This window comes from Pelagicoccus sp. SDUM812003 (genome assembly GCF_031127815.1).
In the GTDB taxonomy this organism is placed as follows: Bacteria; Verrucomicrobiota; Verrucomicrobiia; order Opitutales; family Opitutaceae; genus Pelagicoccus.
Genome location: NZ_JARXHY010000001.1, coordinates 50,885 through 77,827 on the forward strand (window position 1 = coordinate 50,885; position 26,943 = coordinate 77,827).

Annotated in this window: 15 protein-coding genes and 1 pseudogene; 12 read left to right on the top strand and 4 right to left on the bottom strand. The window is 54.3% G+C overall.

Annotated features, from left to right (window positions below; translation table 11 throughout):
- Window positions 1-42: 42 nt before the first annotated feature.
- The 3 genes and pseudogenes from QEH54_RS00220 to QEH54_RS00230 all read left to right on the top strand — a co-directional run bounded on the left by QEH54_RS00220 (window position 43) and on the right by QEH54_RS00230 (window position 4,188).
- Window positions 43-1,566, top strand: a complete 1,524-nt coding sequence (locus tag QEH54_RS00220; RefSeq protein ID WP_309016591.1) for an alpha-L-fucosidase — start codon at window positions 43-45, stop codon at window positions 1,564-1,566.
- An 84-nt stretch (window positions 1,567-1,650) separates the two neighbouring features.
- The gene (locus QEH54_RS00225; RefSeq protein ID WP_309016592.1) at window positions 1,651-3,228 is read left to right on the top strand and encodes an alpha-L-fucosidase; all 1,578 of its coding nucleotides are present in this window, start codon (window positions 1,651-1,653) and stop codon (window positions 3,226-3,228) included.
- 168 nt (window positions 3,229-3,396) lie between these two features.
- Window positions 3,397-4,188 (top strand): annotated as a pseudogene (locus QEH54_RS00230) (alpha-L-fucosidase).
- Between the two features lie 1,123 nt (window positions 4,189-5,311).
- On the opposite strand, the gene QEH54_RS00235 reads toward QEH54_RS00230, so the two are convergent.
- Window positions 5,312-7,636, bottom strand: coding sequence for a CoA transferase (locus QEH54_RS00235; protein WP_309016593.1), 2,325 nt, complete (start codon window positions 7,634-7,636; stop codon window positions 5,312-5,314).
- An 18-nt stretch (window positions 7,637-7,654) separates the two neighbouring features.
- On the bottom strand, window positions 7,655-8,422 hold the full coding sequence (locus tag QEH54_RS00240) for an IclR family transcriptional regulator (RefSeq protein WP_309016594.1): 768 nt from the start codon (window positions 8,420-8,422) through the stop codon (window positions 7,655-7,657).
- A gap of 61 nt (window positions 8,423-8,483) precedes the next feature.
- On the opposite strand from QEH54_RS00240, the gene QEH54_RS00245 reads away from it, so the two are divergent.
- From QEH54_RS00245 to QEH54_RS00275, 7 genes are all read left to right on the top strand, one after another.
- Window positions 8,484-9,644, top strand: coding sequence for an extracellular solute-binding protein (locus QEH54_RS00245; protein ID WP_309016595.1), 1,161 nt, complete (start codon window positions 8,484-8,486; stop codon window positions 9,642-9,644).
- Window positions 9,645-9,665: 21 nt separating this feature from the next.
- Window positions 9,666-10,463: an enoyl-CoA hydratase-related protein gene (locus QEH54_RS00250; protein ID WP_309016596.1), complete on the top strand. Its 798-nt coding sequence runs from the start codon at window positions 9,666-9,668 to the stop codon at window positions 10,461-10,463.
- A 30-nt stretch (window positions 10,464-10,493) separates the two neighbouring features.
- Window positions 10,494-11,942, top strand: coding sequence for an aldehyde dehydrogenase family protein (locus QEH54_RS00255; protein WP_309016597.1), 1,449 nt, complete (start codon window positions 10,494-10,496; stop codon window positions 11,940-11,942).
- A gap of 99 nt (window positions 11,943-12,041) precedes the next feature.
- On the top strand, window positions 12,042-12,332 hold the full coding sequence (locus QEH54_RS00260) for a cupin domain-containing protein (protein ID WP_309016598.1): 291 nt from the start codon (window positions 12,042-12,044) through the stop codon (window positions 12,330-12,332).
- Between the two features lie 88 nt (window positions 12,333-12,420).
- Window positions 12,421-14,778, top strand: a complete 2,358-nt coding sequence (locus QEH54_RS00265) for a sugar-binding domain-containing protein (protein WP_309016599.1) — start codon at window positions 12,421-12,423, stop codon at window positions 14,776-14,778.
- 265 nt (window positions 14,779-15,043) lie between these two features.
- Window positions 15,044-17,248, top strand: coding sequence for a hypothetical protein (locus tag QEH54_RS00270; protein WP_309016600.1), 2,205 nt, complete (start codon window positions 15,044-15,046; stop codon window positions 17,246-17,248).
- A gap of 692 nt (window positions 17,249-17,940) precedes the next feature.
- A complete protein-coding gene (locus tag QEH54_RS00275; RefSeq protein WP_309016601.1) occupies window positions 17,941-18,183 on the top strand; it encodes a hypothetical protein in 243 nt (80 codons plus the stop codon).
- A gap of 386 nt (window positions 18,184-18,569) precedes the next feature.
- On the opposite strand, the gene QEH54_RS00280 is transcribed toward QEH54_RS00275, so the two are convergent.
- On the bottom strand, window positions 18,570-20,477 hold the full coding sequence (locus tag QEH54_RS00280; RefSeq protein ID WP_309016602.1) for a CocE/NonD family hydrolase: 1,908 nt from the start codon (window positions 20,475-20,477) through the stop codon (window positions 18,570-18,572).
- A 31-nt stretch (window positions 20,478-20,508) separates the two neighbouring features.
- The gene (locus QEH54_RS00285; RefSeq protein WP_309016603.1) at window positions 20,509-21,672 is read right to left on the bottom strand and encodes a mandelate racemase/muconate lactonizing enzyme family protein; all 1,164 of its coding nucleotides are present in this window, start codon (window positions 21,670-21,672) and stop codon (window positions 20,509-20,511) included.
- Between the two features lie 356 nt (window positions 21,673-22,028).
- Here QEH54_RS00285 and QEH54_RS00290 point away from each other — a divergent pair, with 356 nt between their 5' ends.
- Both QEH54_RS00290 and QEH54_RS00295 read left to right on the top strand, forming a co-directional pair.
- Entirely contained in the window at window positions 22,029-23,096 is a 1,068-nt protein-coding gene (locus tag QEH54_RS00290) for a family 43 glycosylhydrolase (RefSeq protein ID WP_309016604.1), read from the top strand.
- Between the two features lie 465 nt (window positions 23,097-23,561).
- Entirely contained in the window at window positions 23,562-26,546 is a 2,985-nt protein-coding gene (locus QEH54_RS00295) for a hypothetical protein (RefSeq protein ID WP_309016605.1), read from the top strand.
- Window positions 26,547-26,943: the final 397 nt, after the last annotated feature.

A 26,943-nucleotide genomic window follows, 5' to 3' on the forward strand; every position in this document is an offset into this window, starting at 1 on the left:
GTCCATGGAAAGATTTGGGGATCTGAGGTAGAACTAGCGGATATGAGTACTTCGGAGGTGAGCCAAGAGAACCGCAGCGAATCCAAATCCCGGCCAGAGAGTGTCCAGCAGACTGTCTTCCAGGAGGAATGGTCGTCGATCGCTCGGCACCGCACGCCGGAATGGTTTCGCGATGCGAAGTTCGGCATCTACACGAACTTGGGGCCGGCCTCTCTGGCGACCCAGCATCGGACGACCGAGTGGTACGGCTGGGCGATGTACAACCGGAAGATGAAGGATTGGACGAATGAGCTGCTTCCGGGGGATCAGCCGAGCAAGGAGTTCGAGTTGCATCGGGAGCTGTGGGGGGATCAGAACGAGTTTGGCTACAAGGATCTGATCAAGGAGTTTCAGCCGACTCGGTTCGATGCGCGGGAATGGCTGGACGTTTTCGAGAAGTCGGGGGCGAAGTATGTGGGTCCGATCGCGGTGCATCATGACAACTATATGATGTGGGACTCGGAGGTGACGCGTTGGAATAGCAAGCGGATCGCGGGGGTGGACATGTGCGGGGAGCTTGAGAAGGAGACGCGCAAGCGCGGGTTGAAGTATGTGATGACGTTTCATCATGCCTTCTGTTGGTGGTTCTTCAGCGAATCTTACAAGTTCGATGGCGGGCTGCCGGGGAACGAGGATTTGTACTGTCGGCCCCACGAGTTTAACGAGGATCCGGACAGTTTCGGTGAGTATCCGGATGAAGAATACGAGGAGCTCTGGTACCGAAAACTTGAGGAAGCCTGCCGTAAGTACAGTCCGGACCTGATCTGGTTCGACATGGGGCTGGAGCTGATGAGTGATCGGATCCGCCGGAAGGCCTTCGCCAAACTGCTCAACATGGCGGCCGAACGACAACAGGAGGTGGGGATCAGCTACAAGATCAAGTATAGCGTTTGTTTTCCGCCAGCCGCAGGGATCCTCGACTACGAGAAGGGGCGTTCGACTGGGCTGCGCGAAGACGCCTGGCTTACGGATACGCCGCTAGGAGGCTGGTACTACAATACGACCCCTTCGCGCTCGGCTAAGGTCATGATCGAGATCCTAATCGACATCGTAAGCAAGAACGGCTGCATGCTGTTGGCGGTGAGCCCGAAGCCCGATGGCTCGTTGCCGGAGGATCAGGTTGAGACTTTGCTGGGGATGGGCGAATGGCTGGAGATGAATGGTGAGGCTATTTACGAGACGCGTCCCTGGGGGATCGCGGAAGAAGGGCCAACGAAGCTGGCGAAGGAGGATCACTTTAACGAGAATTGGGAAGCGAGCTACACGGAGAAGGATATCCGATTTACGCGTAGTAAGGATGGGGACACGCTCTACTTGATCGTGTTGGACCGGCCGAGCGGGGAGCGGCTGAGCTCAGTCATGCTAGCGACTATCAATCCGTTTCTGGATCGGGAAATCGAAAGAGTGGAACTGATCGGGACGGATGCGGAGATTGGCTGGGAGCGTAGTGCTACCGGGCTGCGCTTGGACTTTCCCAGGGACGCCAATGGGAAATACGCGTGGTGCTACAAGCTTAAGCTCAGGTAGGGGGCGTCGTCCACGACGGACATGAAGAGGTTTGATAGCCATCGAGGGCGATGGACAACGCATAAGTTTTGAGAGATTAGGAATATGAATACAGTTAATAATACTATACGAATTATAGGATCTTTCTTCGTCGTTTCACTTGCGGGATGTGCTAATGATGATGTATCCGAAACTCCGAGATATGAAGCGAACGAACAGTCATTGGCGAAGCACTACGAAGCGCCGGAATGGTTTCGCGACTCGAAATTGGGGATCTACTTTACCTGGGGGCCTTATACTGTAGCTGAAAAGACCAACGAGTGGTATCCACGCTGGATGCATTTCCGTGCGAGCAAGGAAGACTGGGAAGGTAAGAAACCAGGCTACCACCACGACCTGCACGAGTGGCATGTAGAGAAGTTTGGCGAGGGCTTCGCCTACCACGATATGGTGGACCTCTTTACCGCCGAGCATTTCGATGCGAAGGAATGGGTGGATCTATTCGAGCTAGCTGGCGCTAAATTCGCCGGCCCGATCGCTATGCATCACGACGGATACGCTCTTTGGCATAGTGAGATCACTCCTTGGAATACCTTTGATACTGCACCGCAGGTAGATGTCATGGGAGAACTCTATAGGGAGCTTCGGAAACGTAATTTGAAAACGGTGGCGACCTTTCACCACGCTCGGCACCTGCAACGCTACAAGGGCATGTCTTTCCAGGAGGCGACTTCTAGATATGGTCACCTAGACAGCTATCATGCCTTTTGGAACTCTCACTATCCCTGGGATGAAGAATTGGCCACCTCTTCCGAAGATCCAAAACTAGCGCTTCTTTACGGGAATCTTCCAGAGGAAGAATGGCTAGAGGTGTTTTGGCTGGGTACGCTGAAGGAGGTCATCGATAACTACGAGCCGGACCTCATCTGGTTTGATACATGGCTAGACCTAATCCCGTGGGAAAAGCGCTACGAGTTTGCGGCTTACTACCTTAACGCGGCGGATGAATGGGGAAAGGATGTCATGATTACGCACAAGGATACCGACATGCCTGAGACGGTTTCCGTCGAGGACTTCGAACAGGGGCGCCGGAACTCGTTGACTGTTGAGCCTTGGCTAACGGATGACACTATTTCACTCCATAGCTGGTCTTACATCGATGGGCTCCCGGTTAAGGCGTCGAGTCGAGTTATTCATGATTTTATTGATATCGTATCCAAAAATGGCCAGTTGCTCCTGAACGTGTCTCCAAGGTACGACGGAACGATTCCGGAAGATCAGCGGGCTGTATTGAAGGACTTAGGAGATTGGCTGCGGATAAACGGTGACGCTATCTATGGTACGCGCCCTTGGAAGATCTATGGGGAGGGGCCGACAAATATGAAAGGCGACGGGCACTTCGCAGAGGCAACGAAGTACACTGCCCAAGATGTTCGGTTTACGACTCGGGGCGAGCAACTCTACGCGATTGCTCTCGGTACGCCGCGGGAGGAGCTGACCATTGTCGCATTGGCCTCCAACAACAGTTTGCAGGAGGAGCCGATCATATCTGTTCGTTCTCTGAGCGGCGACTATGTCGAATCCTGGCGTCAAGAGCATGATGGACTCAAAATCACGCTTAAGGACGATGCTCCTGAACAAATCGCCTATGCGTTTGAGATAGGGCAGGAGACCCCTAATTGAACCATTGGGTACCTCTCTGGAATTGATAGAAAAATGAATATGATGTTTCGATATAAATCTTTGGTTTCCAGCTTTGCTGTCGTTGGTGGCATTTTGACAACGAGCGTTTCCGCTGACAAACTAGGAAACGATAGCGAAGTCGAGGCGCTCGGGTCAGCGCTAGCTCGCGTGAAGTGGACTTTTAAGGAGGAGTGGCCCTCTATCGCTCAGCACACCACACCTGAGTGGTTTCGGGACGCGAAGTTCGAAATCTACACTTGCTTGGCTCCTGCTACGGTGGTTACGCAGTACCAAACAACAGGATGGTATGCTTGGGCTATGTACAAGACGGAGCCGATCTGGTGGACGAACGCCCCGCGTTTCGACTTGCTGCAGGAGCCGTCTCGAGAGTTTAAGATGCACCGCGAAAAGTGGGGCGATCAGAACGAGTTTGGATACAAGGATTTTATTGGACTTTTCAATCCGGAGAAGTTCGACGCCGCGGAAAGGGCAGAAATTTTTGAGGACTCAGGAGCGCGATTCGCAGGATCGATGGCGGTGCATCACGACAACTATTATCTCTTGGATTCCAAGACGACGCGTTAGGATATTGTGGATACCGTTGGCTTTGATATGAGCGGAGAACTCGAACGCGAGGTCAAGAAGCGCAACATTAAGTTCGTGATGACCTTTCACCATGCTTTTGCGTGGGGGGGGCATCCCTCCAATGCATTCGATGTTGGACAGCCTGGTAATGAAGATCTGTACGAAAGAACGCATGATTTTTCGACGGATAATTTCAGTTTTGCTCCGTATCCGTATGAGGAATACGAGATGAGGTGGTGGAAGCGTTTGGAGGAAGCTTGCCTGAACTACAGCCCGGACTTGATTTGGTTCGATATGGGCCTTGAGCTGTTGAGCGATGACATCAGAAAGGGGGCCTTTGCGGGGCTGTTGCAGATGGCTGAGGATTGCGATTAGGAGATCGGCCTGTGCTACAAGGTTAATTACGATGTTTGCATTCCGCCTACAGCGGGCATTCTCGACTACGAAAAGGGGCGCTCGACCACCATACGTGAATTGCCTTGGTTGACGGACACACCACTAGGTGGTTGGTTCTACAATGGAAAGAAGTCTCGCACGCCCGCGGCGGACCCCATGGGGTCCAGGGGAAGAAGGGATCCTTCTCCTAAGAAGAAGCCCGAACAGGCTACCTCCAAATTCTTATTGGTTGTCCAGTCCGCGAGGGGGACGCTATACGTTGTTGCACCCGAGGTGTTGGATGGAGTGGGATTCCTCCCCTTCGCCAGCGGGATAGTCCCAGGCCAATACAATTTTCTGGAGAAACTCCTCCTTGGTGTCGACTTGACTCTTCCCAAGTCGCTGACGTGAAATTTTCGAGCTAGATTGCCACCGGGGCAGGGCAGCATCTATTGGTCACCGGCAACAAGTAGACGCACCAACTCGCCCGTGGTGAGCCACAAGAGTCCATTGGGTCTATCCAGCCATTCGAAGCGGTGGTTAGATAGGCTGCGAGTGCCCACCACACTTAGGAGTGGTCAACTGAACAGGGCAAAGCTTCCAGGAAGTCGAGATCTTCTTCGCTTAGCTTTATTGGAACTGAAGGATGGTTTGTTATGTACAAGAAAAATGAATACGATAGGGTGCTTTGTATCCTATTTTTGACATAAAGTTCAACGACAGCGTACTCAAATGCGCATTCAATTGGATGGAAGGCGTTTTAACAATGTTCTGTTTCAGAAAGGGGAAGAACTAATGAGGTTTTTAGAAGTCTGAGACTGTCTGGGCTTTGTGTCTTTGAGCAATGATCAATTTCGTTGTCCAATAAGTGACCACGATCCACAGATATATTGCATAGGAGAATCCGGCGACCTCATGCAGAATAGAAATCGATTTTTTTGAGTTTTCAACTTCTGCAATTGAGCATGCGATAACTAAAGAGACCGAGCCTATAATGATAGCCAGAAATGCAAGCGCGATGAACGCCAAGTGCAGTCGATTGCTTACTTTTGGCAATTCGCGTATCATCTGCGATTGGACATTTGATTGTAAACGTCATCTGTTGAAAGCATGATTCAGGTATTCATAAATAGTTCAGCAAACACTGATGTTGGCCAAGGCGAGGCGCAGGGGTTTTATTGCGGATAACTTTGCCGTTCAATCGAATTGGACAGCATGTTGTATGCAATGTCGACTTGTTATCGTAGTGAATCGACTGCTCTAGTCCTAAGACCCTGTATGCCTCTGATTCTGTAAAGCCTTTGTAGTCGAGAACCTCGGAGCACCAGATGTCGGCGGGCTGGAGGATGTCGAGCCAGTGCTGAGTGCTTTGGGCTTTCAGGTGGCTTGCGAGTATGGCTTTAATGGCGTCACGTTGGGCGAACCAGCTTTTTGGGTCGGTGTATTCGGAAAGTGGAGCGCAGCCGATGAGTTCTCCGATCTGCAAGATGTTGGCCATGGCGAGGGCGAGGTAGCCGTCGCTGGTTTGGTAGACGCCGTAGGGGGCTCCGACGAGCGGGTGGGCATTGTGGGTGGCAGAGCGTTCGACGGGCTGGCCGCCGTCCTGCCAGTAGATGGTCAGCGGCTCGAATTGCAGGTCGAGCGAGCTTTCCAGCATGTTGACCTCTACGATGCCACCTTGTCCGGTGCGATTCTTGCGCGCGAGGCAGGCGAGGAGGCCTTGGGCGAGTTGGGCTCCGGCTAGGATGTCCACGGCGGCGACGCCAAAGGGGACCGGGCCGGAATCGCGGTTGCCTGTGAATTGGGTGAGGCCGGAGAGGGCTTGCACCAGCAGGTCCTGGCCGGGCTTGTCGCGCCAGGGGCCTTCCGTGCCGTAGCCGGAAATCTGGCCGTAGACGAGCTGCGGGAATCGCTGCTTCAGTGTTTCATAGTCGAGGCCGAAGCGCTGCATCACGCCTGGGCGGAAGTTGCTCATCACGACATCGGCCCCTTCGATGAGGCGTAGGACCTTCTCGATGCCCGCGGGGCTATTGAGGTCGAGCGAAACGCTTTTCTTGTTGCGGTTGATCGCGTGGAAGAGGGTGGACTCGCCTTCGATCTCGGTGTCGGAAACGTAGAGGCTGCGGCAGAGGTCGCCGCGCGTAGGATGCTCGACCTTGATGACCTCCGCCCCGAGGTCGGCGAGTCGCAGGGAGGCGGAAGGACCGGAGAGGAATTGGCTGAAGTCGACGATCTTGATGCCCGCGAGCGGGAGTGTGGCCTCGTTGGCTTTCGCCCCGTTTGTCTCGGTTGGGGATGCTGGCTTTCTTGCGAGGAGCGATTCTACATAGGCATTGTCGGCCCCGATGCGGGGGGCGGCCGTATCCGAAAAGAGGCGACGCCGGTCGATGCGGATGGGACAGCGGGTGGTGTCGACGGCGACACCTCCGTCGCGCTTGACGGTTTGCTTCATATGCAGGACTTCGAAGGCCTCGTGCTTGAACAGGCGTTCGTAGTCGAGCACGTCGGCACACCAGAGGTCTTCCTTGTCTAGCAGGGCGAGCCATGCTGCAGTGGGTTTCTGGGAAAGGCAGCTGCTGAGGATCTCGTAGATTTCGGTTCGGCGGGAAAACTCCTCTGCTTTGGCGAAGCGTTTGACTCCTTCGCAGCCGATGACGCGTCCCAGCTTTTGCAGGTCGCACATGGCGATGGCGAGGTAGCTGTCAGCCGTTTCGTAGATGCCGTAGGGAGATCCTAGATACGGGTGGGCGTTGCCTTTCTTGGCCCGGACCGGGAGCTGTTGGCCGTTGTGGAAATAGGTGGTGAAGAGCTCGAATTGGAGATCGATAATCGACTCCAGTAGGCTTACCTCGATGCGGCAGCCTTGGGGGCTTTTGTTTGCCAGGGCGGCGAGGATGCCTTGGGCGAGGTGGGTGCCGCAGATCATGTCGGCGATGGCGAGGCCGAAGGGAGTGGGCGGGTTGTCGGCGTTGCCGTTGAGCCAGGTCAGGCCGGAGCGGGATTGGGCAAGTAGGTCTTGCCCGGGGAAGTCGCGCCAGGGGCCGCTCTTGCCGTAGCCGGAGACTTCGCCGTAGACGAGGCGGGGGTTGATTTGGCGAACCGTTTCCCAGTCGAGGCCGATCTTTTCCATCACGCCCGGACGGAAGTTGTGGGTGATGACGTCGGCACGCGTTATAAGCTCCTTGACCTTCGCGAGGTCGGAGGGGTCCTTGAGGTTCGCGGCGAAGGACTTCTTGTTCCGGTTGATGGTGTGGAAGACGAGGCTGTCGCCGTCGACGATCATGTTCTTGGTCGCCAACTGCCGGCAGGCGTCGCCACTGCCGGGTCGCTCGATCTTGATGACCTCGGCGCCGAGGTCGGCGAGGCGCAGACCGCAGTAGGGGCCGGCGAGGTATTGGCTGAATTCGAGGACGAGAATGCCTTCGAGAGGGAGCGGGGGGTGGGACATGATGTAATGGGAAAAGATTTACAGGCCGTGGGCCCGATTGATCTTGTTGGCCGCTTCCAGGGTGGCGCTGACCAGAAAATCAGTGTCGGACTTCGAGTCGCCAATGGTGGAGCTGACGTAGGAGAGCGCTACGGTGGCGAGCAGGTGTTCGCCTTCCGGACCGACGCGAGCGGAGACGTTGGTCACGCCCTGGGTGATCTCGCTAGGGGCGACGGCGTATCCGGCTTTGGCCAATTCATCGAGAGACTTGACCAGCTCCTTTTGCTTTTTGGCGGAGAGATCGGTGTAGTGCTTGAGTCGATTCAAGGTGGCTTCCCGCACGTCGTGGGGCAGACTGGCCAGCATGAGTTTGCCGGAGGTGGTCGTGAGCAGCGGGAAGCGGCTGCCCTCCGCGATGCTGAGCGAAACCGGTCCTGGACTGCGGGCCTGGGCGACCACGAGAAGCTCGTCGCCGTCGATGATGGAAAGGTGGGAGGCGTGTCCGACTTGGTCGGCCAGTTCGCGCAGGGGTTCGATGGCGGTGCGCCGCAGGAGCTCGATGGGCGAGTGGGTGTGGCTCAGGTGAAAGAGCTTGAGCGACAGCTCGTATTTGCCCGAGGCGCGATCGCGGATGATGTAGCCGCGGTGCTCGAGGCGGGCGAGCATGCGGAAGATCTCGGTGTGGGTCCGGCCCAGGGCTTCGGCGATCTCCTGCTGGGTTTGGGGAATGCCGACACGGGAGAGACGTTCTAGGATATCAAGGCCTTTGTCCAAGGCAGGGGCAGCGTACTTCTCTTCTTTTTTCATTGACGAACTTGATGTTCGAATATGAAAACAATGTTCGAATTTGAAATCAACCCCATTTTTCATGTCGAACGATAAGATTGTCCTCAAGGGGATCACGTGGAATCACAGTCGCGGATTCACTCCAATGGTAGCGACGGCGCAGCGTTTTTCGGAATTGAATCCACAGGTGCGGATCGATTGGGAGAAGCGCTCTTTGCAGGAGTTTGCCGACAAGCCGATCGCCGACTTGGCGGAGGCTTATGATTTGTTGGTGATCGACCATCCCTGGTCGGGCTTCGCGGCGGCGAGTGGCGTGCTCGAGCCCTTGAATTCTTGGCTCTCCGAGGCGTTTCTGGCGGACCAACGGGTCAATTCGGTTGGCAAGTCGTATGAGAGTTACGAATACGATGGAAAGCAGTGGGCATTGGCGATCGATGCGGCCACTCCGGTTTCGGCCTTCCGTAGGGACTTGCTGGAAAAGGCGGGACTTGAGGTGCCCAGGACTTGGGACGAGTTGATTGCGGTTGGCCGGAAGGGCTTGCTGGTGTGTTCAGCCATTCCCTTGGATGTTTACGGGAATTTCCTGAACCTGTGCATCACGGATGGGGCGGAACTGTTTCCCAACGACGAGGAGATCGTCGATGGGGAGGCTGGATTGCTAGCCCTGGAGCGCTTGCGGGAGATGATGTCCTACGTGCCGGAGCGGTACTACGGTATGAATCCGATCGCGGCCCTGGAGGAGATGTCGTCTACGGACGAAGCGGGATACGATCCGTATCTGTATGGTTACTCTAACTACAGTCGGGCGGGATACGCGAAGCGTCATGTGGATTTCTGCGGTGTGGTCGCTACCCGGGAAGGCGTGCAGCCACGGACGATGTTAGGCGGAACCGGTTTGGCGATATCCGGGCGCAGCCAGCACAAGGAAGCCGCTGCCAAGTACGCGGAGTTTGTAGCGAGTCCGGAAGTGCAACGTACCCTGTTTTTCTACAGCGGCGGACAGCCGGGGCATCGTTCGGCATGGCTGAGCGAGGAGTGCAACGCCTTTACCGAGGGGTACTTTAAGAGCACGCTGCCGACCTTGGATGCGGCTTTCGTGCGTCCGCGCTACGCCGGGTATTTGGAATTTCAGGACAACGCGGGATTCCCGATTCACGATTTCTTGAGAGAAGGTGGCGAGGCGAAGTCGGTGTTGGAGGCGGTAAACCATTTGTACCGGGAAAGTCGCTTGGCGATTCGCTAAATTTCTAAACCGGCGAGGAAGATGGACGCAGCGCAGGAGTCTAAGGATTGGGTTCGCTACGAGGTAAGCGGAGCGGTGGGAAGCATTGTCTTCGCCCGCCCCAAGGCGAATGCCTACACGCGTGCCTTCATGGAGGCGTTTCATGCGGCTTTGGATGCGGCGGTGGCGTGCGAACGGTCGCGGGTGATTGTGATTCGCAGCGCCTTGGAGCGGTTCTTTTGCGCGGGGGCGGACATCGCGGCGTTTTCCGAAAACGATACGGAGAGCAACAAGCTCATGGTCGACCTGGCCCGGGCGGCCCTGGCGAAGATCGAAGAAAGCTCCAAGCTCTTCGTGGCCGCGCTGGCGGGACATGCCTTAGGCGGTGGGCTGGAAATAGCCATGGCCTGCGATTTGCGGATCGCCAAGGAAGGAAGTTATCAGATCGGCTTGCCCGAGGTGAAGCTCGGCCTGCTGCCCGGCAATGGCGGCACCCAGCGGCTGTTGCGTTTGGTCGGGGCGAGCAAGGCGATGGAGCTGATGGCGCTCGGTCGCAACGTGCATCCGGCGGAAGCCTATGCGATTGGCTTGGTGAATCGCTTGTATCCAGAATCTGAATTTGAAGCGAAGCTGCAGCAGGATCTCGAGACGATCGCGGAGGGGCCTCCGCTGACGTTGGCGGCGCTGAAGCGCTCGCTGCAGGAAGGCCGAGAGCTGAGCTTGCTGGATGGGCTGGCCCTAGAGGCTCGGCTGGTGGATTCGCTCTATGAAACGGAAGACGCGAAGGAAGGCTTCCGCGCGTTTTGCGAAAAACGATCTCCTAACTATACCGGAAGGTAAACGGTAACCCCCAACCTAACCCCGAAACCAATGTCTATTGTGAAAGGCTATTATCAATGCTTTGTGGATGGCGAGTGGATCGATAGTTCCTCTGGCGAGCGAATCGATGTGCGCAATCCCGCTAACGGCGAGTTGTTCGCCCAGGTTCCGTCGTGCAGCAAGGACGACGCCCAGCGCGCTTTGGAAAGCAGCGCTCGGGCCCAGAAGGAGTGGCAGGCCCTGCCGCCGGTCGAGCGAGCGAAGTACCTGCTCGCCCTGTGCGAGAAGCTCGAGGAGGAGAAGGACCACTTTGCCCGTCTGCTGGTGATGGAGCAGGGCAAGACCTTGGCCGAAGCCGAGTACGAGGTCGACGACACGATCCGCTACATCCAGTACAACGCGGAGGCGGGCCGCCGCATCGAGGGTCAGATCTTTCCGACCGACGCGCCGCGCGAGCAATTGTGGATACACAAGGTGCCGTATGGCGTGACGGTGGGGCTTTGCGCTTTCAACTATCCTCTGGCCCTGATCGGGCGCAAGATTGGCCCGGCCTTGATCACGGGCAATACGATGGTGCTGAAGCCGCACGAGTTGACCCCGGTGAGCGCCTGCGAATTTTGCCGCTTGGTGAAGGAGGTCGGCTTGCCCAAGGGGGTGATCAACATGGTGATCGGCACCGGGCTGGAAATCGGAGCGACCTTGGTCGAGAGTCCGATCACGAAGCTGGTTACTGTGACCGGCAGCATTCGGGCGGGGCAGGCGATTTGCGCCTCCGCGGCGGAGAACGTGACCGCCCTCTCGCTAGAGCTCGGTGGCAAGGCTCCTTTTATTGTATTGGAAGATGCTGACATCGACGAGGCGGTCGAGGCGGCGGTGGTGGCCCGCTACGCGAATTGCGGCCAGGTGTGCATTTGCAACGAGATGGTCTTGGTGCACGAAGCGGTGGCGGATGAGTTTACCGAGAAGGTGATCGCCCGGGCTTCGCAGATCAAGGTGGGCGACCCGATGAAAAACATCGGCATGGGGGCCAGCACCAGCCCCGGCGGGTTGAAGCGGATCGAGGACATCGTCAACGAGACGGTGAAGCAAGGCGCCAAGGTCGCGCTCGGCGGCAAGCGTCCCGAGGGCCCGGAATTCGAGAAGGGGAACTGGTACCTGCCCACTATCCTGACCGATGTGACCAAGGACATGGCGGCGGTGCAGGAAGAGATCTTCGGACCGGTGATGCCGATTGTACGGATTTCCGGATACGAAGAAGCTCTTGAGATCGCCAATGCGCGAAACGATGGCTTGTCGGCCTACCTTTGGACGAAGAACTACTCGACCTTCATGGACGCGATCCAGCGCATGGAGACGGGAACGATCTTCATCAACAAGGGCATTTGCGGCTACATCCAGGGCTACCACTCCGGTCACAAGCGCAGTGGCTTGGGGGGCGAGGATGGCATCTACGGCTTGGAAGGCTATCTGCAGAAGCGGACGATCTATCTCAAGTACTAGTCCGGGAAGGGGAGTTGCGAAATGAGCAGACACTATCTCATGAGTCAAACGGAGTGCGGGAGTGTTCTCTCCGAAAATGAGGGGCCCTCTTTTAGCCTCTTGGATTTTCCTGGTTGGAAGGGCTTGTCTCTAGAGGATGTTGGGCTGCTTTTTTTCCTGTTCGATATCGAAGCAGGAGCCGCCGAATTTCCGTTGCACGCATCGGAGGACGAGTGGTTGGCTTATGTGATCGAAGGGGGTGGAGAGCTGTATTCCGGTTTCGGCGATACGAAAAAGACGGGATCTGTTCGTTTCGCGGAAGGGGATTTCATCACCTTCCACTCGAATACATCGCATGCCTGGAAGAACGGGCAGCAGCGGACGCGGATCCTCTTTGCCAGGAAGGCTTAGCCTATAGACCAGAGGAAATGTATTTAAATAGTGGATAGCGATGCAAGGTCGCTTCCCACCTCGAGAACTATTGAAAACCTACTTTGTCATGGAAATTGATCTCAGCGGAAATCACTGGAAGATGGAAAAGATTCGCCCCGGAGCTGGGGTGAAGGAGGAATGGCACAAACTGCCTTCCGAATACCAAGGGACTTACTTCAATTGGAATCAGGCCTCGGTGCCGGGCGACGTCTACACGGACCTTCAGCGGGCGGGTGAGATTGACGACATCCTGATGGGCCGAAACATGGGCAAGGCGAAGTGGGCCCATGAATACGAGTATTGGTACATGTCCAAGTTCAACGCTCCGGAAGAAATGCGGGGCAAGCAGATCGAGCTGGTTTTTGAAGGCGTCGACTACAGTTGCGAGGTTTGGCTTAATGGTATCTACCTCGGCAAGCACGAGGGCATGTACGAGGATTTTCACTTCGACATAACCCGCCTGACCCGTTTCGAGCAATGGTACGAAGGCTGCAATATCATTATGATCAAGCTCGATCCTCCGCCGCGCAACTATCGACGTGTGGCGGGTAAGAAGTTCTGCTTCTCCGGCGACTACATGCCAGGGTTAGTGCCCTTTGGCATATGGCGTCCAGTCAAGGTGCGTGCGACTGGAATTACGCGTATTCGAAATTTCAGGATTGAGTCAGATCTGTTGAGCCAGCAGGGGGCAAATGTAAGGGTAGAAATCGAAATTGAGAACTTGGGCTGTCAGCCGATCGAAGTAGATCTGGTTACCCAGATCCGAGGAGAGAACTTTGAATCTCGCGCGTACCCTTGGGAGGGCGTCGTAACGCTGCGTCCAGGTAGAAACAAAGTTTGTATAGAAGTTCTAATGGAAGATGTGAAGCTTTGGTGGCCTTGGGATATGGGTGAACAGCATCTTTATGAACTCTCTGCAGTCCTTGTTCATGAGGGCAATCGACTGGACTCCAAACGTGAAGTGTTTGGTGTGAGGGAGGTTAAGTTGGAAATGAATCCGGGTTTCTTACGGGCGGAAGTTGAGAATCCGTGGACTTTCGTGATCAATGGTAGACCGTACTTCCTTCGTGGAGCATGTTGGGGTGGTCCTCCGTCCTATTTCTATGGTCGCAACTCCGATAGAAAGTACGAAGACCGTTTGAAGATGGTGAAGGAAGCGAACATCAACAATCTACGAATCTTCGGCTGGCACCCTCCGGAAGTACCGAAATTTTACGAACTCTGCGATCGCTTGGGTATCACGGTATGGACGAATTTCGGTTTTGCGACGCAGGCCTTTGAGGCGACGCCGGAATTTCTGTATGGAGTGCTAAACGAGTGCAAGGCCACGGTCATACAACGCCGCAACCACCCGTCGAACATCATTTGGATGGGAGGGGAGGAAGTGTTTTTCTCCGATGCCCATGTCGACAGCGACAACAAGCTGATCATGGAGGAGATCGGTAAGGCGGTAGCGGAGGTGACCAATGTCCCTTATGCCTTGGCATCGCCGATGAGTGGCGAGTACGGGCAGAAGCTTGGTTTCGCTCCGAAGGAGTCCTCTCACGCCAATGAGCACTACTACGCTGCCGGTCACCTTCTGATGGAGGACTATTACGGCACCATGGACTATTGCGTGATTCCTGAGTTGACAGCGGCCTCGGCGCCGGCGGTGGAGAGTCTGAAGAAGTTCATCCCCGAAAAGGAGCTCTGGCCGATGGGGCCGAGCTGGGGCTACCATTGGGCGGACCTTACCATTTTGAAGTTGCTCAATGTGGAAGTCTTTGGCGAGACGCGGGACGGTTCCTTGGAGGAATTCGTAGAGTCGACGCAACTCGCTCATGGGATCATCGCCCAGTATGCATTGGAGCATTTCCGTCGCCGCAAGCCGCGGGTCAGCGCGGTGGCGCTTTGTCACTTCATGACTTATTTGCCGGACATCAAGTGGGGCATAATCGACTACTATGGCAAGAAGAAGACTGCCTTCGAGTATGTCACGCGGGCCTACCAGCCGCTGTTGCCCAGTCTCGAATACCGCAAGCGCCGCTTCAATTCAGGTTCTCCGCTGGAGGCCAGCGTTTGGATCGTCAACGACTATCATCGCTCCTTCGAGAATCTGATCTTAAGTTGGAAGGTGTTGAGCCCAGCGGGCAAGACTTTGGGCGAAGGTAGCCGGGTGGTTCATATAGACGCTGAGAGCTCGAAGGCGTATTTGGATCTGGATACGATCATCGAAGGAAGCGACTACGAGCTCTTTAAGGTCGAGATGTCGATTGCGGACGCGAAGGGCAAGATCCTGTCCAGCAACTTCCACACGCTGATGGTCGGAGACCAGGAGGCTGCGATCGAGCGCAGTCTCAAGCTCTACGATCAAATGCGCGACGACCAGCAAGCCTTTGGCAAGAGCTACTATCGCTACCACGAAGAGCTTTGGGATATCGATTGACTGGCCTGAATTGCGTTTTGTAAGAGTGGCGACGAATATGGCGTGAAATATTCTGTTTTGCGAAAAGCCAACCGGTTGCGCCGGTTGGCTTTTTAAGCACGTTCCGATTGAGGAGACTGATGCATTACAATGGTCCCGGATGGAAGGGCCGTGGCGAAATAGTGTTGACTAAAAATTGTCGATTGTATGCAAAAAAGAAAGCCCTTCGGTTGGGCTCTCCTGATCTGCTCGTTTCAAAGAGCTTCCCCAAAGAACTCCACAACCTATGATAAAAGATACCCCCTTTCTAGTGTTATCCCTCGCCTTGGGCTTGTCGTTGCAAGGACCTAATCTCGGCACTGAAGTCTGTGCCCAAACGGATGTACCTGACAGCCTGACGCTCTTTGATTTCGACGAAGGCTTTGATCTTGGGTCTGTCGAAAGCAACGACGCCAATGCCAGTCTGATTGGCGAGGGTGACCGGCAGCTTCTGGTGGAAACGGGGATTCGCTCTGGCGCGCCTGGAGTAACGCTCAAGCGCTCCTCGGGAAGCTGGGATCTCGATCCCTATTATCATGTGAAGATGGACATCAGGAATGTTGGCGAGCATCCGGCGAAGATCATCTTCAAGGTGGGCGATCCGGAGGACGACATGGAAGGTTGGCAGATGGAGATTCGGTTCGATTTGAAGCCGGGCGAAACCAAGACGGTGGCCGACGATATTTCCACCTCGCCATGGCGCTTTGCCGAACCGCTTGAGTTGGTGGCGATGCGGGCCGCGCCCGGTTCGGCGAAGACCGATTTGAGCGCTATCGATCAGGTTCGGATTTCCATCGTGTATCCAGATGCTAGGCACAAGCTTGTGATCGACAACATTCGGGCAACGAATCCGGTGCGTTGGGTTGGTTCCGAGGGTTTTCTTCCGTTTGTCGATCGCTTTGGGCAATACAAGCATGCCGATTGGCCAGGAAAAGTCTATTCCAGTGACGACCTTCGTCAATTGGCCCGAGAGGAAGATCGCCGCTTGGCGAGCCATCCCGGGCCATCGCATTTTTGTGGCTTTGGTGGCTGGAAGGAGGGACCTCAGCTGGAAGCGACCGGGTTCTTCAGGACAGAGAAGCTCGACGGCGCTTGGTGGCTTGTTGATCCTGACGGACACCTTTTTTGGTCGCATGGCGTTTGTTGCGTAGATCCATGGGCCTCGTCCACGGGAGTGACAGACCGCGAGGGCTATTTCGAATGGATTCCAGAGAAGGATTCTCGTTTCGGGCAGTTCTTTGGCAAGGCTCACGGAGCCGCTCATGGATTCTACAAAGGGAGAGGCGAAAGGGATACGTACAGCTTCCATGCTTCGAACTTGTTTCGAAAGTTTGGCGAAAACTGGCGCGAGGGCTTCAGGCGCGTGGCGCATGCCCGTCTGCGTAGCTGGGGAATGAATACGGCAGGCGTCGCTTCGGATCGCGAATTCTGCCAGGACGGCGTCACTCCGTACACGGAAACGGTTTGGGTGAGGGGAACGCGTAAGATAGAGGCCTCGCAGGGATATTGGGGTCCGTTTCACGATGTGTTCGATCCCAGCTTCCGTCGGCAGGTTCGTGCTGCGCTGGCTGGTCGGGAGCGGGCAGCGAACGATTCCTGGTGTCTTGGCTTCTTCGTAGAAAACGAACTTTCGTGGGGCGCTGAAGGATCGCTGGCCGAGGCGGCGCTTGCGAGCCCGGCCGATCAACCCGCCAAGCTGGAATTCGTCTCCGACCTCAGAGCCAAGTACGCCGACATTCAGTCGCTCAATGCCGTTTGGTCTACTGAATATGCTTCTTGGCAGGCGTTGCTTCAGAGCACCGTACGGCCGGATCGGACCAAGGCGTGGGATGACTTGTCTGCATTCTATGCGAGGATCGTAGAGACCTATTTCTCGACGGTCCGCGAGGAAATGAAAGCGGTTGCTCCCAACATCATGTATTTGGGATGTCGATTGGCTTGGGCGAACAGCGAGACGGTGATCCGGACGGCGGCCAAGTACCAGGATGTGATGAGCATGAACCGGTATGATTACAATGTTACGAACGTCGGTTTTCCCCATGGTGTGGACAAACCCATCTTGATCGGGGAATTCCACTTTGGATCGCTGGATCGTGGTTCGCTCCATCCAGGCGTGACTGTAGCGAATAGCCAGGCAGAGCGAGCGAAGTTCTACAAGGTCTATGTCGAAAGCGCATTGCTCAATCCTTACATCGTCGGTACGCACTGGTTTCAATACGGTGACCAGAATCCAACTGGGCGTGGCGACGGGGAGAACTATAACGTCGGGCTCGTCGATGTTGCTGACAATCCTTTTCCCGAATTGACGGAAAGCGTGACCGATGTGGGCGCTCGCATGTACGGTTTGCGTTTTTCGGCCGCACAAGAGAATCGGTTGGTCCAGCCCGAGGTATCGCTGGAGGTGAACGCGATGCAGGTGGACGAAGACATGCACAAGCGATCCAATCTGTAGTCTCGAGCCTCTTCGGCTGGTTCGCCGCTGCAGAGATGGGACCGAACCGCTCTGCAGGCGAACTTGGCAGTGTGCAGTCATCTCTGAAGTCTGCACAAAACGCTGATTTATAAGAAGTTATGATTGGCATATTGCGGTTGATCTGACAAGATCCTTGGCGAATCAGTCAAAAACCTTGTCGATATGATGAAAAGCGCACCGGAAACGACGCCTCCCAAGCAAGCTTCCTGACGCCCGACCTTTCGAGCATGCTCGACCAGCGGCAGCCGCTCTGCAGGCTCGCTCGGGCGATAGACTGGAAAGGATTCGAGGAAACCTTCGGTTGCTTCTAAGAGGAGGGCAATCCGGGCAAGCCGATACGGCTGATGGCGGGACTGCTGATACTCAAGCAGCTGCACGACCTCAGCGACGAGTCCGTCGTCGAGCAGTGGATACAGAATCCCTACCCTACTTTCAGCACTTTACCGGCGAGATCCACTTCCGCTGGGAGCTTCAGGTAGACCCCCAGCAGCCTGAGCCACTTCCGCAAGCGAATCGGAGCGCAAGGATGCGAATGCGTCCTGAAGAAGTCGATACGCCTGCATGGCGCGAAGGCGATTGAGGCGACTGTCATCCCGGACACCACTGTCCAGGAGGAGAACCTCACCTATGCCACCGATTACAAGCTCGCCCGCAAGATTGGCGAGAAGTGCGTGAAGATAGCCGATCGCAACGGAGTGAAGCTTCGCCGCTCCTACCGTCGGACGATCTCCAATCTGATGAAGGCCGTGCACAACTGTTCCAACCCAAAGCGGGTGAAGAACGCCCGCAAGGCCGAGCGAAAGCTAAAGACCATCTCCGGGAGACTGGTTCGCGAGCTCCAGCGCAAGCTGCTGGCAGAGCCTCTCAAGGGGCATGCCGAGGAGCTCTCCCTTTTCCAGAGGGTCCTCTCCTAGAAAAGGAAGGACAAGAACAAGGTCTACAGTCTTCACGAACCCGAGGTGAGCTGCCTTTCCAAAGACACGGATACTGAATCCTGACAAGCCCGCCGCCTCGTACACCGCCTACGAAAAGACCAAGAAGCGAAAACTCTTCCGCAAGCGGGCTGGGATCGAGCCAATGATCGGGCATTTCAAAAGCGACCACCGGCTGGGCCGCAACTACCTCAAGGGCCTATCCGGCGACGAGATCAACCTGCTGATGGCCGCCGCGGCCTTCAACCTCAAGAAATGGATGAACGATTTTTCTTTCTTGCTTCGCTTGCTCAGGTTCTTCAGCTCGAAACGAGAAAATCCTAGGATCGCCTGCGGCCGCTTAGAACGACTTTTTCAGAGACGACTAGCTAGTCCAAGTGCTTCTTCAGGAAGGCGCCTAGGCGTTTCTGATAGCTGGCGAAAGCAGCATTGTTGGTAATGTGGCTTTCCCACCAGGCGCCTTCGAAAGGCTTATTTACCTCCAATCCGGCATCGGCTGCGATTTGGGCGAAACGTTGGGTGTCTTCTTTGATGAATGGCTGAGACCAAGTGCCATAGCTGAGGAAGAGAGGGGTGGACATTTTGGATACGTTGTGGAACGGCGCGAGCTTCTTGATCTGATCTTCGGATAGTTCGGTCTTGGGGTAGGCGGATAGTCGGAAGCCTGCGGTATGGATAGGCTCTGTTTCTCCATCGATGAGATGGCCCATGGTGGCGTACATCGCATCGTTGCTTGCGGCGCAGGCGAATCTGCCTGGGTAGGCTGCGGTCGCGTAGGTGGCAATCCAACCGCCTTCGCCGTAACCGATTATCCCGATCTTCCGGGGATCGATGCCTTTGTTTTGGGCAAGCCAGTCTATGCTGTCTACGATATCGTGGATAGGCTTCAGCGGCCCCTCTGGGGATGTCCAGTCAATTTCGAGATCCCCTTTGGATTCGCTGGATCCGCTAAAGTTGAGGCGCATCGTGGCATATCCGAGAGAGGCGTAGTACTGATCGTCGCTATGCCACTGCAAGTGGTCGAGGCTGCTAAATGGCTGGTTGCGGACGACAATCACGAGGGGGATGTTCTTTTTGGATTTGCGAGGTAGGGTGAGGAAACCCTGTAGTTTGACGCCGTCTCGGTTTTCGAATTCGAAGGATTCTTGGGGGGCCGTTTGTTTCGGAGAAACGTCGCCACCGAGGTCGAAGAGGTGGTCCATTTTGGCATTCTTGAAGTCGAAGGCGAAAATCTGGTGCGGGCGGTCAGGGTAGATTCGCTCTACCACGACGCGGCTGCGAGCCTCGTCCCAATCGAGGATTCGATTATTCGAATTCGGGCAAGCCGTGTCTATGTTCCGCTGCAGATTTTGCAAGATGGGATCGAGCCATTTGCTGCTCAGAGTGGCGTCGTTTATATGGACACCGACGAGTTGCCCGCCTTTTCGGGAAAACACGGGTCGGACTATCTTGTGCATTGGTTTGGCCTCGTCTGCGATCAGTGCTGAGAGCAGTTTGTCTTTCTCGATATCGAAGTAGTAGATACCGGCCGCTTGCGTTTCGAAACCCTGGGCAACGAGAACGCGGCTGGGGTCCGCATCGAACCCGTACACGGTGCTCCAAGGACTCAGACGGATGGGTGACCATTGACCGGTATCGGAATCGTGGGCTAGCCATTCGGGCGTTTGCTTTTCTCGAAGCGGCTTCACGAGTCGCAAGCGGTGTCCGCGATCGGTGAGGGCCTCGATGCCTGTTCCCTCGCATTCAAAGAGGGCCTCCGATTGCTTGGGGTTTTCGATAGAGAGCCTTAGGATGGCGCAGTTGCCGGTTTTTCCCGATGGGGGCAGTTTTGCGACTATGAATTCCGGGGAACCGGGGATGGCATCTATCAGCCGATAAACGCCTTGGGCGTCGAGCACTTTCATCGGCTCGATGCCGCTCAGGCTCGAAGCCTTGGCGAAGACGAGAGCCTTGTTGCCATCGTCCCAACTCGAAATGCCGACAATGTGTTCGTCGTCAATCCAAGCGAAGTTCTCGAGGCTTCGCTCGCCCCATTCGCCTTTGGTCACATCATGTGGAAAGGCGTATGCCGTTTTTTGCCTAACCAGGTCGCGTACGTAGAGGCGAACGTATCCCTTGTCGCTTTGGTAGGTGGCAGCGATATGGCTGCCGTCGGGCGATACCTTGATATTGCGGTAGCGGCCGAGGTCGAGAATTGCGTCGGGCTTTTGCGCTCCAAGCGAAGGCAAAAAGGCAAGTAGGAGGCAGAGATAGAGGATGGGGGCTTTTGAGGTCATGAATGGATTTGCTGCAAGTAGAGGGAGGTGGCTACCAGTTGGTGACGGAGCCGTCAGCGCGTTTGAAATGGGGGACTTCGATGGGGGTGAAGGTCTGGTTGGCTAGCGCGTCCTCGTCGACTTCAATGCCGAGCCCAGGCGTGTCGCTGATCGGGTAGCGGTTCTGTTCTCGACGAGGCTGCAGCGGAAAGATCTTGGGGTCACAGAGGCCGAGGTCCTGAATGGGAGTGTTCACTTCCTCCAACCAGGAGACGTTGGAGCAGGCGGCGGCAAGATGAATGGTCGCAGCGGCGCAGATCGGCCCCAGGGGATTGTGTGGCATCAGATCGATATAGTGGGCTTCGGCCAAGGCGGCTACTTTCATGCTCTCGGTCAAGCCGCCGACATTACAGACGTCGACTCGGGCGAATTGGGTCAGGCCGTTTTCTAGAAAAGGCAGAAACTGCCATTTGCTGGCGAATTCCTCGCCGATGGCGAAGGGGACATCGACCAATTGCCGCAGCGTGGCATAGGCCTTGGGATCCTCGCAGCGGATGGGTTCCTCGAGGAAATCCAGAGTGCCGATCGGCATGCGATGCAGGAAGGATACAGTTTCGGGCGTCGTAAGGCGATGGTGGTAGTCGAAGCCCAAGGTGGGCTCTTGTCCGACGTGTTGGCGCAGAGCTACGATGGATTTTGCGACGGCTGCGATGTTTTTTCGAGGGTCAAATGTTGTTTTAGCGTCTCCCATGGTCTGTTCGTTGACGTAGGTCAGTCGGAGACAGGTGAATCCCGCAGACAGCAAGGATTCCGCTCGTTCGATCAGTTGTAGGGTGTTGCCAAATGGGAGAGAAGCGAAGCATTCCACCCAGTCTCGCTGCCTGCCTCCCAGCAATTCGTAAACAGGAATGCCTAGGGCCTTGGCTTTAAGGTCGTAAAGGGCGATGTCGATGGCTGATTGGGCGGCAGCGAGCACTCGCCCACCTTCGAAGTATTGGCTTCGGTAGAGCTCCTGCCATATGGATCCGATGCTCCTTGGGTCTTTGCCAATGAGCCAGGGACGAAAATGATCGATAGCCCCGGAAACCGCCATTTCGCGAGAGGTAAGGCCGGAAGCTCCCCAGCCGTAATAACCGGTGTCGCTTTCGATCTTGAGCAGGAGCTGGCTGCTGGCGCCGATACGGGAGGGAAAGGCTTTGATAGCCGAGATTTTCATGGAGGGCGGGCAGGGCGTTTTCGGGGTGGTCAGAGCTTTTTCTGACTTTAGAACTTGTATTTTGTGTACAATCCTAATTCAACTAAAGGCTTTGACGAGTACAAAATCTGTGTCGTTGCGAAAACGTTGGATCGTATCGAGACGCCTTTTGCCGTCTTGCCCCGCTTGAATTTAGACCCGTATCGATTAGGATGAACCCCCTCGTATCCAGAAACGTAGATTTCGTTGCCGTGCGCGGCATCTGTATCGGAAGGGTGGACTGGTTAAGGGAAGCGAATCTGTGTGGGGCAGAGGCTTTGTATTCGTTTCGTCCCTTCACGCTTTGAATCGAGCAATTTTTCTAAAGGAGATCTGTCATGAGCAAAAAACTAAGCGCTGCGAGCCTGCGGGCCAAGAACTACGACAAGGGACCTGAATGGTACTGTGAAATTGTCAGCAAGCCAATTACGGGAGATCTTGCGGAAGCGCGGGATGGGATGGTGCGGCGCGATCCGAGCGCAGTGATTGAAGTGGACGGCATCTACCATGTCTGGTACAGTAAGGGCGAGGGCGAGAGCTTCGGTTTCGGGTCGGGGGATCCTGACAAGAAGACCTTTCCGTGGGATCACTGCGAGGTCTGGCATGCGACCAGCAAGGACGGTTGGCATTGGGAAGAACAGGGCGTGGCGGTGCGGCGCGGGCCAACGGGAGCTTACGATGATCGAAGCGTATTCACTCCAGAAATACTGGCTCACGATGGAAAGTACTATCTTGTCTATCAGGTAGTAACTTCGCCGTACACGAGACGTTCTTATGAAAATGTCTCAATGGCGATCGCAGATTCCCCTTATGGACCTTGGGCAAAAGTCGATGGACCAATCCTAAAGGCCGAAGCGGATGGCGTGTGGGATGGTGAAGCAGATAATCGATTTCTCGTGAAGTCAAAGGGCAGCTTTGATAGTCATAAAGTCCACGATCCTTGTTTGATGTTTTTTCGGGGGAAGTTCTACCTCTACTATAAAGGTGAACCCATGGGGGAGGAGATGTTCATGGGAGGTCGAGAGACCAAGTGGGGAGTCGCGATTGCAGATAAGATTGAAGGTCCGTATGTAAAGAGTGAGTACAACCCTATCTCTAACTCTGGCCACGAAATCTGCGTTTGGCACTATAATGGCGGTATTGCAGGGATGCTGACGACGGATGGGCCAGAAAGGAACACTCTTCAGTGGTCTCGAGACGGCGTCAATTTCGAGATCATGGCATACATAAAAGGAGCCCCAGAGGCCAATGGACTTTTCAGGACATCTGACCATGACAAAGGTCCGTTGGAGGGGCTAAGGTGGGGGTTGTGTCACGTCGTTGATGGTCAAAAAGGGTATTTGGAGCGCTTCGAAGTCGATGAAAGTCTGAAGTCGTTTTTCCTGTCCCGGGAGACATACGAGTAGGAGAAGTTGCTTCGAGCTAGTGGGAGTCAATCGCGTCAGTCGATTGACTTTCTGTTCTCGCCGGTTCTCAAAGCAAAACGGAGGTGTTTTCATTGCGACGAAGGGTGAAGTGAGTTTTGCATGCAAAAAGATGTTGACCTAGGTAAAGTATATTGTATGCAATCAATCGTCACGAAACCTCAACTGCTCTCGAGCTAATTTCCCCAAGCGAGAGTCGAGGCCTTTGATTTACGCCAAGGTCCTGTTCTCAATTTCGCCTCGGAGGAATTCGATAGCCCCAAAGAAACTAAATTTGAACCAATACCCCGACGCCCGCCCGCCACGCATTAGCCGAGGTGCATGACAAACGTCACTAGGTCTTTTGAGTATCTCAATAGTTCGCTCGGGGTTTCTCTCGATGCCAAAGCAGATTGGCAGAGGTAAGTTATTCGAGATCAAACACAAGTAATCAAGCTACCTAATACTATGAATGTAAACGCTCCAAACTATAATTCGAGCTTTCGAGATGGGACTAACCGTCGCTTTAGCTCTAGAGGAATCGCCGGTCTTGCTGTGGCTCTGTTGGCAAGCATTCCACTACAAGTGGCCTTAGGGCAGGACGAAGAGGAGGAGGAGGTCTTCACACTTTCTCCCTTCGAAGTGACAGCAGACGATGTACGCGGATATGAAGCTCAAAACACGCTTTCGGGCACTCGAATGAAAACATCCATGAAGGATGTTGGTGTGACTATGACAACGTTGACGGAGCAATTCATGGATGACTTGGCAGTTAGCGATACTAACGAAATGATTGCTTTCACTCCAGGATCTGAGAAGGAGACTACGCAAGATGCTAGTCAAGGAGCGTCCACAGTTTATTGGGGCGACAATCCGCGAATTCGAGGAGTGCGGGTCGAAAATATCGTACGAAACCAGTTCCGAACGAACATAACTGCAGATGCTTACAACTCAGGCCGTTTCGAGTTTTCGCGGGGCGGAAACTCAATTCTTTTCGGGATAGGTAACCCAGCCGGCTTGGTAAATCGCTATACTAACGATGCCATTTTTGCGAATACCAATCTTTATCGCTTTCAGATTGATGACAATGAAGGGACCCGGCATGAACTTAACGTTAATCGTGAGATAATAGATGGCAAGTTGGCTGCACGTGTGGCTGTGTTATATGAAGAAGGCGAAAACTGGATCAAGCCTCTCTTCAACGACCAGAGTCGTTACTACGGCACTTTCACATTTACCCCCACTGAGAAACTTACGATCAAGTTTCGTGCTGAATCTTTTGATTGGGAGCGGTCTATTGCTTCCTACGGAATACATCAGGATGCTGTGACTCCATTTCTCGATGCAGCAAAGGCTGCGGGGGAAACTCCTGAGGAGCATGCCATCGATCGCAGCCACTGGATTTGGATTGCTCCAGGCTCAGTTGGACCTGAGTTTCAGGATTGGGGCTACGGAGGTGTCAATACACTTGTTTTTGTGAACGATGGAGCCGGCTTTGATTTCGAGCCTCGTAACTGGATGAATAAGGTCATAGGTGCGCCAAAGCAGGTAGCTGGAGATAGGAATGCTTCGCTGCCAACTGATTTCTTGCCACGTGACTTCAATATTTTTGGAAACTCAAATTTCCAAGATTTTCAAGGGCACAATTTTCAGGGCGTTGTTCAGTACAAGGTGAATGACTATATCGATTTGGAGTTGGCTGCTAATGATGAGACAGTGAATTACGACTTTATGATTAATTGGTCAGCGAATATGTTGCGAATCGATACGAGCGCAACGCTAGCCGACGGATCGCCCAACCCAAATGTTGGAAAGTATTTTGTTACTAACGATACGCAATGGCGTTATGATCAGGAACGCAATCTAGATAACTTGAGATTAACTGGAGCTTTTCGCTATGACTTCGCAGAGGCCTCAGACAATCTACACTGGCTTGGTAGTCATAACCTGGCCCTACTGGGTGAACGGGCTAATTCCGAACAGCTATGGGATAGTTACTGGCTAGCGAATGTCACACCTGAGTCTACGCCGCTCCCGGCAATAAACGAACCTTGGCCGAGTGCTCCAAGAAATGGATGGAACGGTCAAAATTTAATAAAGGTGATCAACTACGTTGATCTTGAAACTCAAACCATATTCGGCCCTACGGATCCGCGCACGTTTCAGGAGTACGCGAACCAATATGATGGCATAAACGCTCAGTGGGTACCTTCTTTTAATTCTATTAATGGAAGCACATCTGAAGAGAGGATAGACTCTTTTCTGGCCGTTCTACAGTCACGTTTTTGGGATGATCGCATCGTTACGACGTTCGGTTGGCGCGAAGACACTATTAATGCACGGATCGGGCAGATTGGCCAGGATCCCGATAAGCCGGATGGTTGGGCAGTGCTTGCAAAAGACGTGCCGAGAGATATCGAAAGACCCGAATTGGATCCTGATACTTTCTCTAGAGGAGTTAACTTTCACGTGTTGCGAGAACGTGATTGGCTTAGCTATCTCACGCTGTACGCGAATCAGTCTACAACGTTCAATGCGGACTCGACGGGAGTGTTGCCGAACAAAGACCGTGTCCCGAACACGACCGGAGATACCGTCGACTACGGGGTGAAATTCGGTCTTTTCGACAACAAGATTAATGGCGTGTTCACGGTGTTTGACGTGGCTCTTGAAAACGAAGCAGTTGTCAATCTTCCTTGGCAAGATTTGAGTATGATTGCTGAAGCACAGGGCCTCTCTGAGTTGTCGGGCTTGGATCCTTCGACCACTCGCGATATTCGTGATCTTGTTTCCGAGGGATGGGAGTTTCAGGTGAGTGCCAACCTCACTCAGAATTGGAGAGCTATGCTAAGCTTCGACCATTTTGAGACCGAGTATTCTAATGTGGCACCGGTTACTCGCATGATTTTTGATCAGTATACTGATGAGCTTCTGTCAAATCCGGATATTATTGTAAATCCAGGTGCTAATGAAGAATTGACGGCACAGCAGGTATACGATCGGTTTTACTTCTCGTATTTATCCGAGAAGGCACAGGAGGGGTCTCGGACCATGAACGAACGACGTTATAAAGGCGTTTTCGTTACTAGCTACGACATATACGAAGGAGCATTCAAGGGACTTGGATTCGGTACAGATGTGATTTGGCAGGACAAGCCATCTACTGGCTTTGGACTCCGCCAATTGGAAAATGGGACTTGGGTGCCTGATTCGGAGCATCCGTTCTTCGGTGAAGACCTACTCCGAGTAGGAGCACATATTCGTTATAGCAAACCAATATTTAACGACAAGATCGATTGGAAAATTCAGTTGAACGTGAGAAACATCAACAATGTTGATCCGTATGTCGTTCGACATGGAGCAGTCACTAGTGCACCGACGACGCCCATCGCTTGGTACACTAATCGAGGCGAGCCTACTCAATATATTCTAACGAATACTTTTGAATGGTAGTGTTTTAGGGTTTAATAAAATTGATTTGGTTTTTAGAACGCCCGACTTAGGTCGGGCGTTTTTCTTTAGTCCCAATGCGTCTTCTTCGAATTGGATGAATGACTGAAGTTTCCGTGCCGATTTTGTATTCGCATTTTATGAGAGTATTAGTGTATTTGACGGGCTTCGTGCAGGATTTCAGCGGATGAGCACTTCCATTCAGTGGCGGACAGGGATGATTGATCGGCGTCGAGTCGCAGTCTCTTTTGACGCTTCAGCATCAACGGGGAGCTCGCGATAGATACTGAGGTACTGTTATTCTGTAGGGAGCGTCACTTCGCGGATCCATCGGCTGTTTCTGTACGCGGCAGCCGAAACGCTTGTCTGAAGGGGGGGCACTGCTGGATCTTGAAGGCAA

What these genes read in the sequence shown, in the direction of transcription:
- QEH54_RS00220 (WP_309016591.1), top strand. Translation starts at nt 43, where the DNA reads ATGAGTACTTCGGAGGTGAGCCAAGAGAACCGCAGCGAATCCAAATCC.
- QEH54_RS00225 (WP_309016592.1), top strand. Translation starts at nt 1,651, where the DNA reads ATGAATACAGTTAATAATACTATACGAATTATAGGATCTTTCTTCGTC.
- QEH54_RS00235 (WP_309016593.1), bottom strand. Translation starts at nt 7,636, where the DNA reads ATGTCCCACCCCCCGCTCCCTCTCGAAGGCATTCTCGTCCTCGAATTC.
- QEH54_RS00240 (WP_309016594.1), bottom strand. Translation starts at nt 8,422, where the DNA reads ATGAAAAAAGAAGAGAAGTACGCTGCCCCTGCCTTGGACAAAGGCCTT.
- QEH54_RS00245 (WP_309016595.1), top strand. Translation starts at nt 8,484, where the DNA reads ATGTCGAACGATAAGATTGTCCTCAAGGGGATCACGTGGAATCACAGT.
- QEH54_RS00250 (WP_309016596.1), top strand. Translation starts at nt 9,666, where the DNA reads ATGGACGCAGCGCAGGAGTCTAAGGATTGGGTTCGCTACGAGGTAAGC.
- QEH54_RS00255 (WP_309016597.1), top strand. Translation starts at nt 10,494, where the DNA reads ATGTCTATTGTGAAAGGCTATTATCAATGCTTTGTGGATGGCGAGTGG.
- QEH54_RS00265 (WP_309016599.1), top strand. Translation starts at nt 12,421, where the DNA reads ATGGAAATTGATCTCAGCGGAAATCACTGGAAGATGGAAAAGATTCGC.
- QEH54_RS00270 (WP_309016600.1), top strand. Translation starts at nt 15,044, where the DNA reads ATGATAAAAGATACCCCCTTTCTAGTGTTATCCCTCGCCTTGGGCTTG.
- QEH54_RS00280 (WP_309016602.1), bottom strand. Translation starts at nt 20,477, where the DNA reads ATGACCTCAAAAGCCCCCATCCTCTATCTCTGCCTCCTACTTGCCTTT.
- QEH54_RS00285 (WP_309016603.1), bottom strand. Translation starts at nt 21,672, where the DNA reads ATGAAAATCTCGGCTATCAAAGCCTTTCCCTCCCGTATCGGCGCCAGC.
- QEH54_RS00290 (WP_309016604.1), top strand. Translation starts at nt 22,029, where the DNA reads ATGAGCAAAAAACTAAGCGCTGCGAGCCTGCGGGCCAAGAACTACGAC.
- QEH54_RS00295 (WP_309016605.1), top strand. Translation starts at nt 23,562, where the DNA reads ATGAATGTAAACGCTCCAAACTATAATTCGAGCTTTCGAGATGGGACT.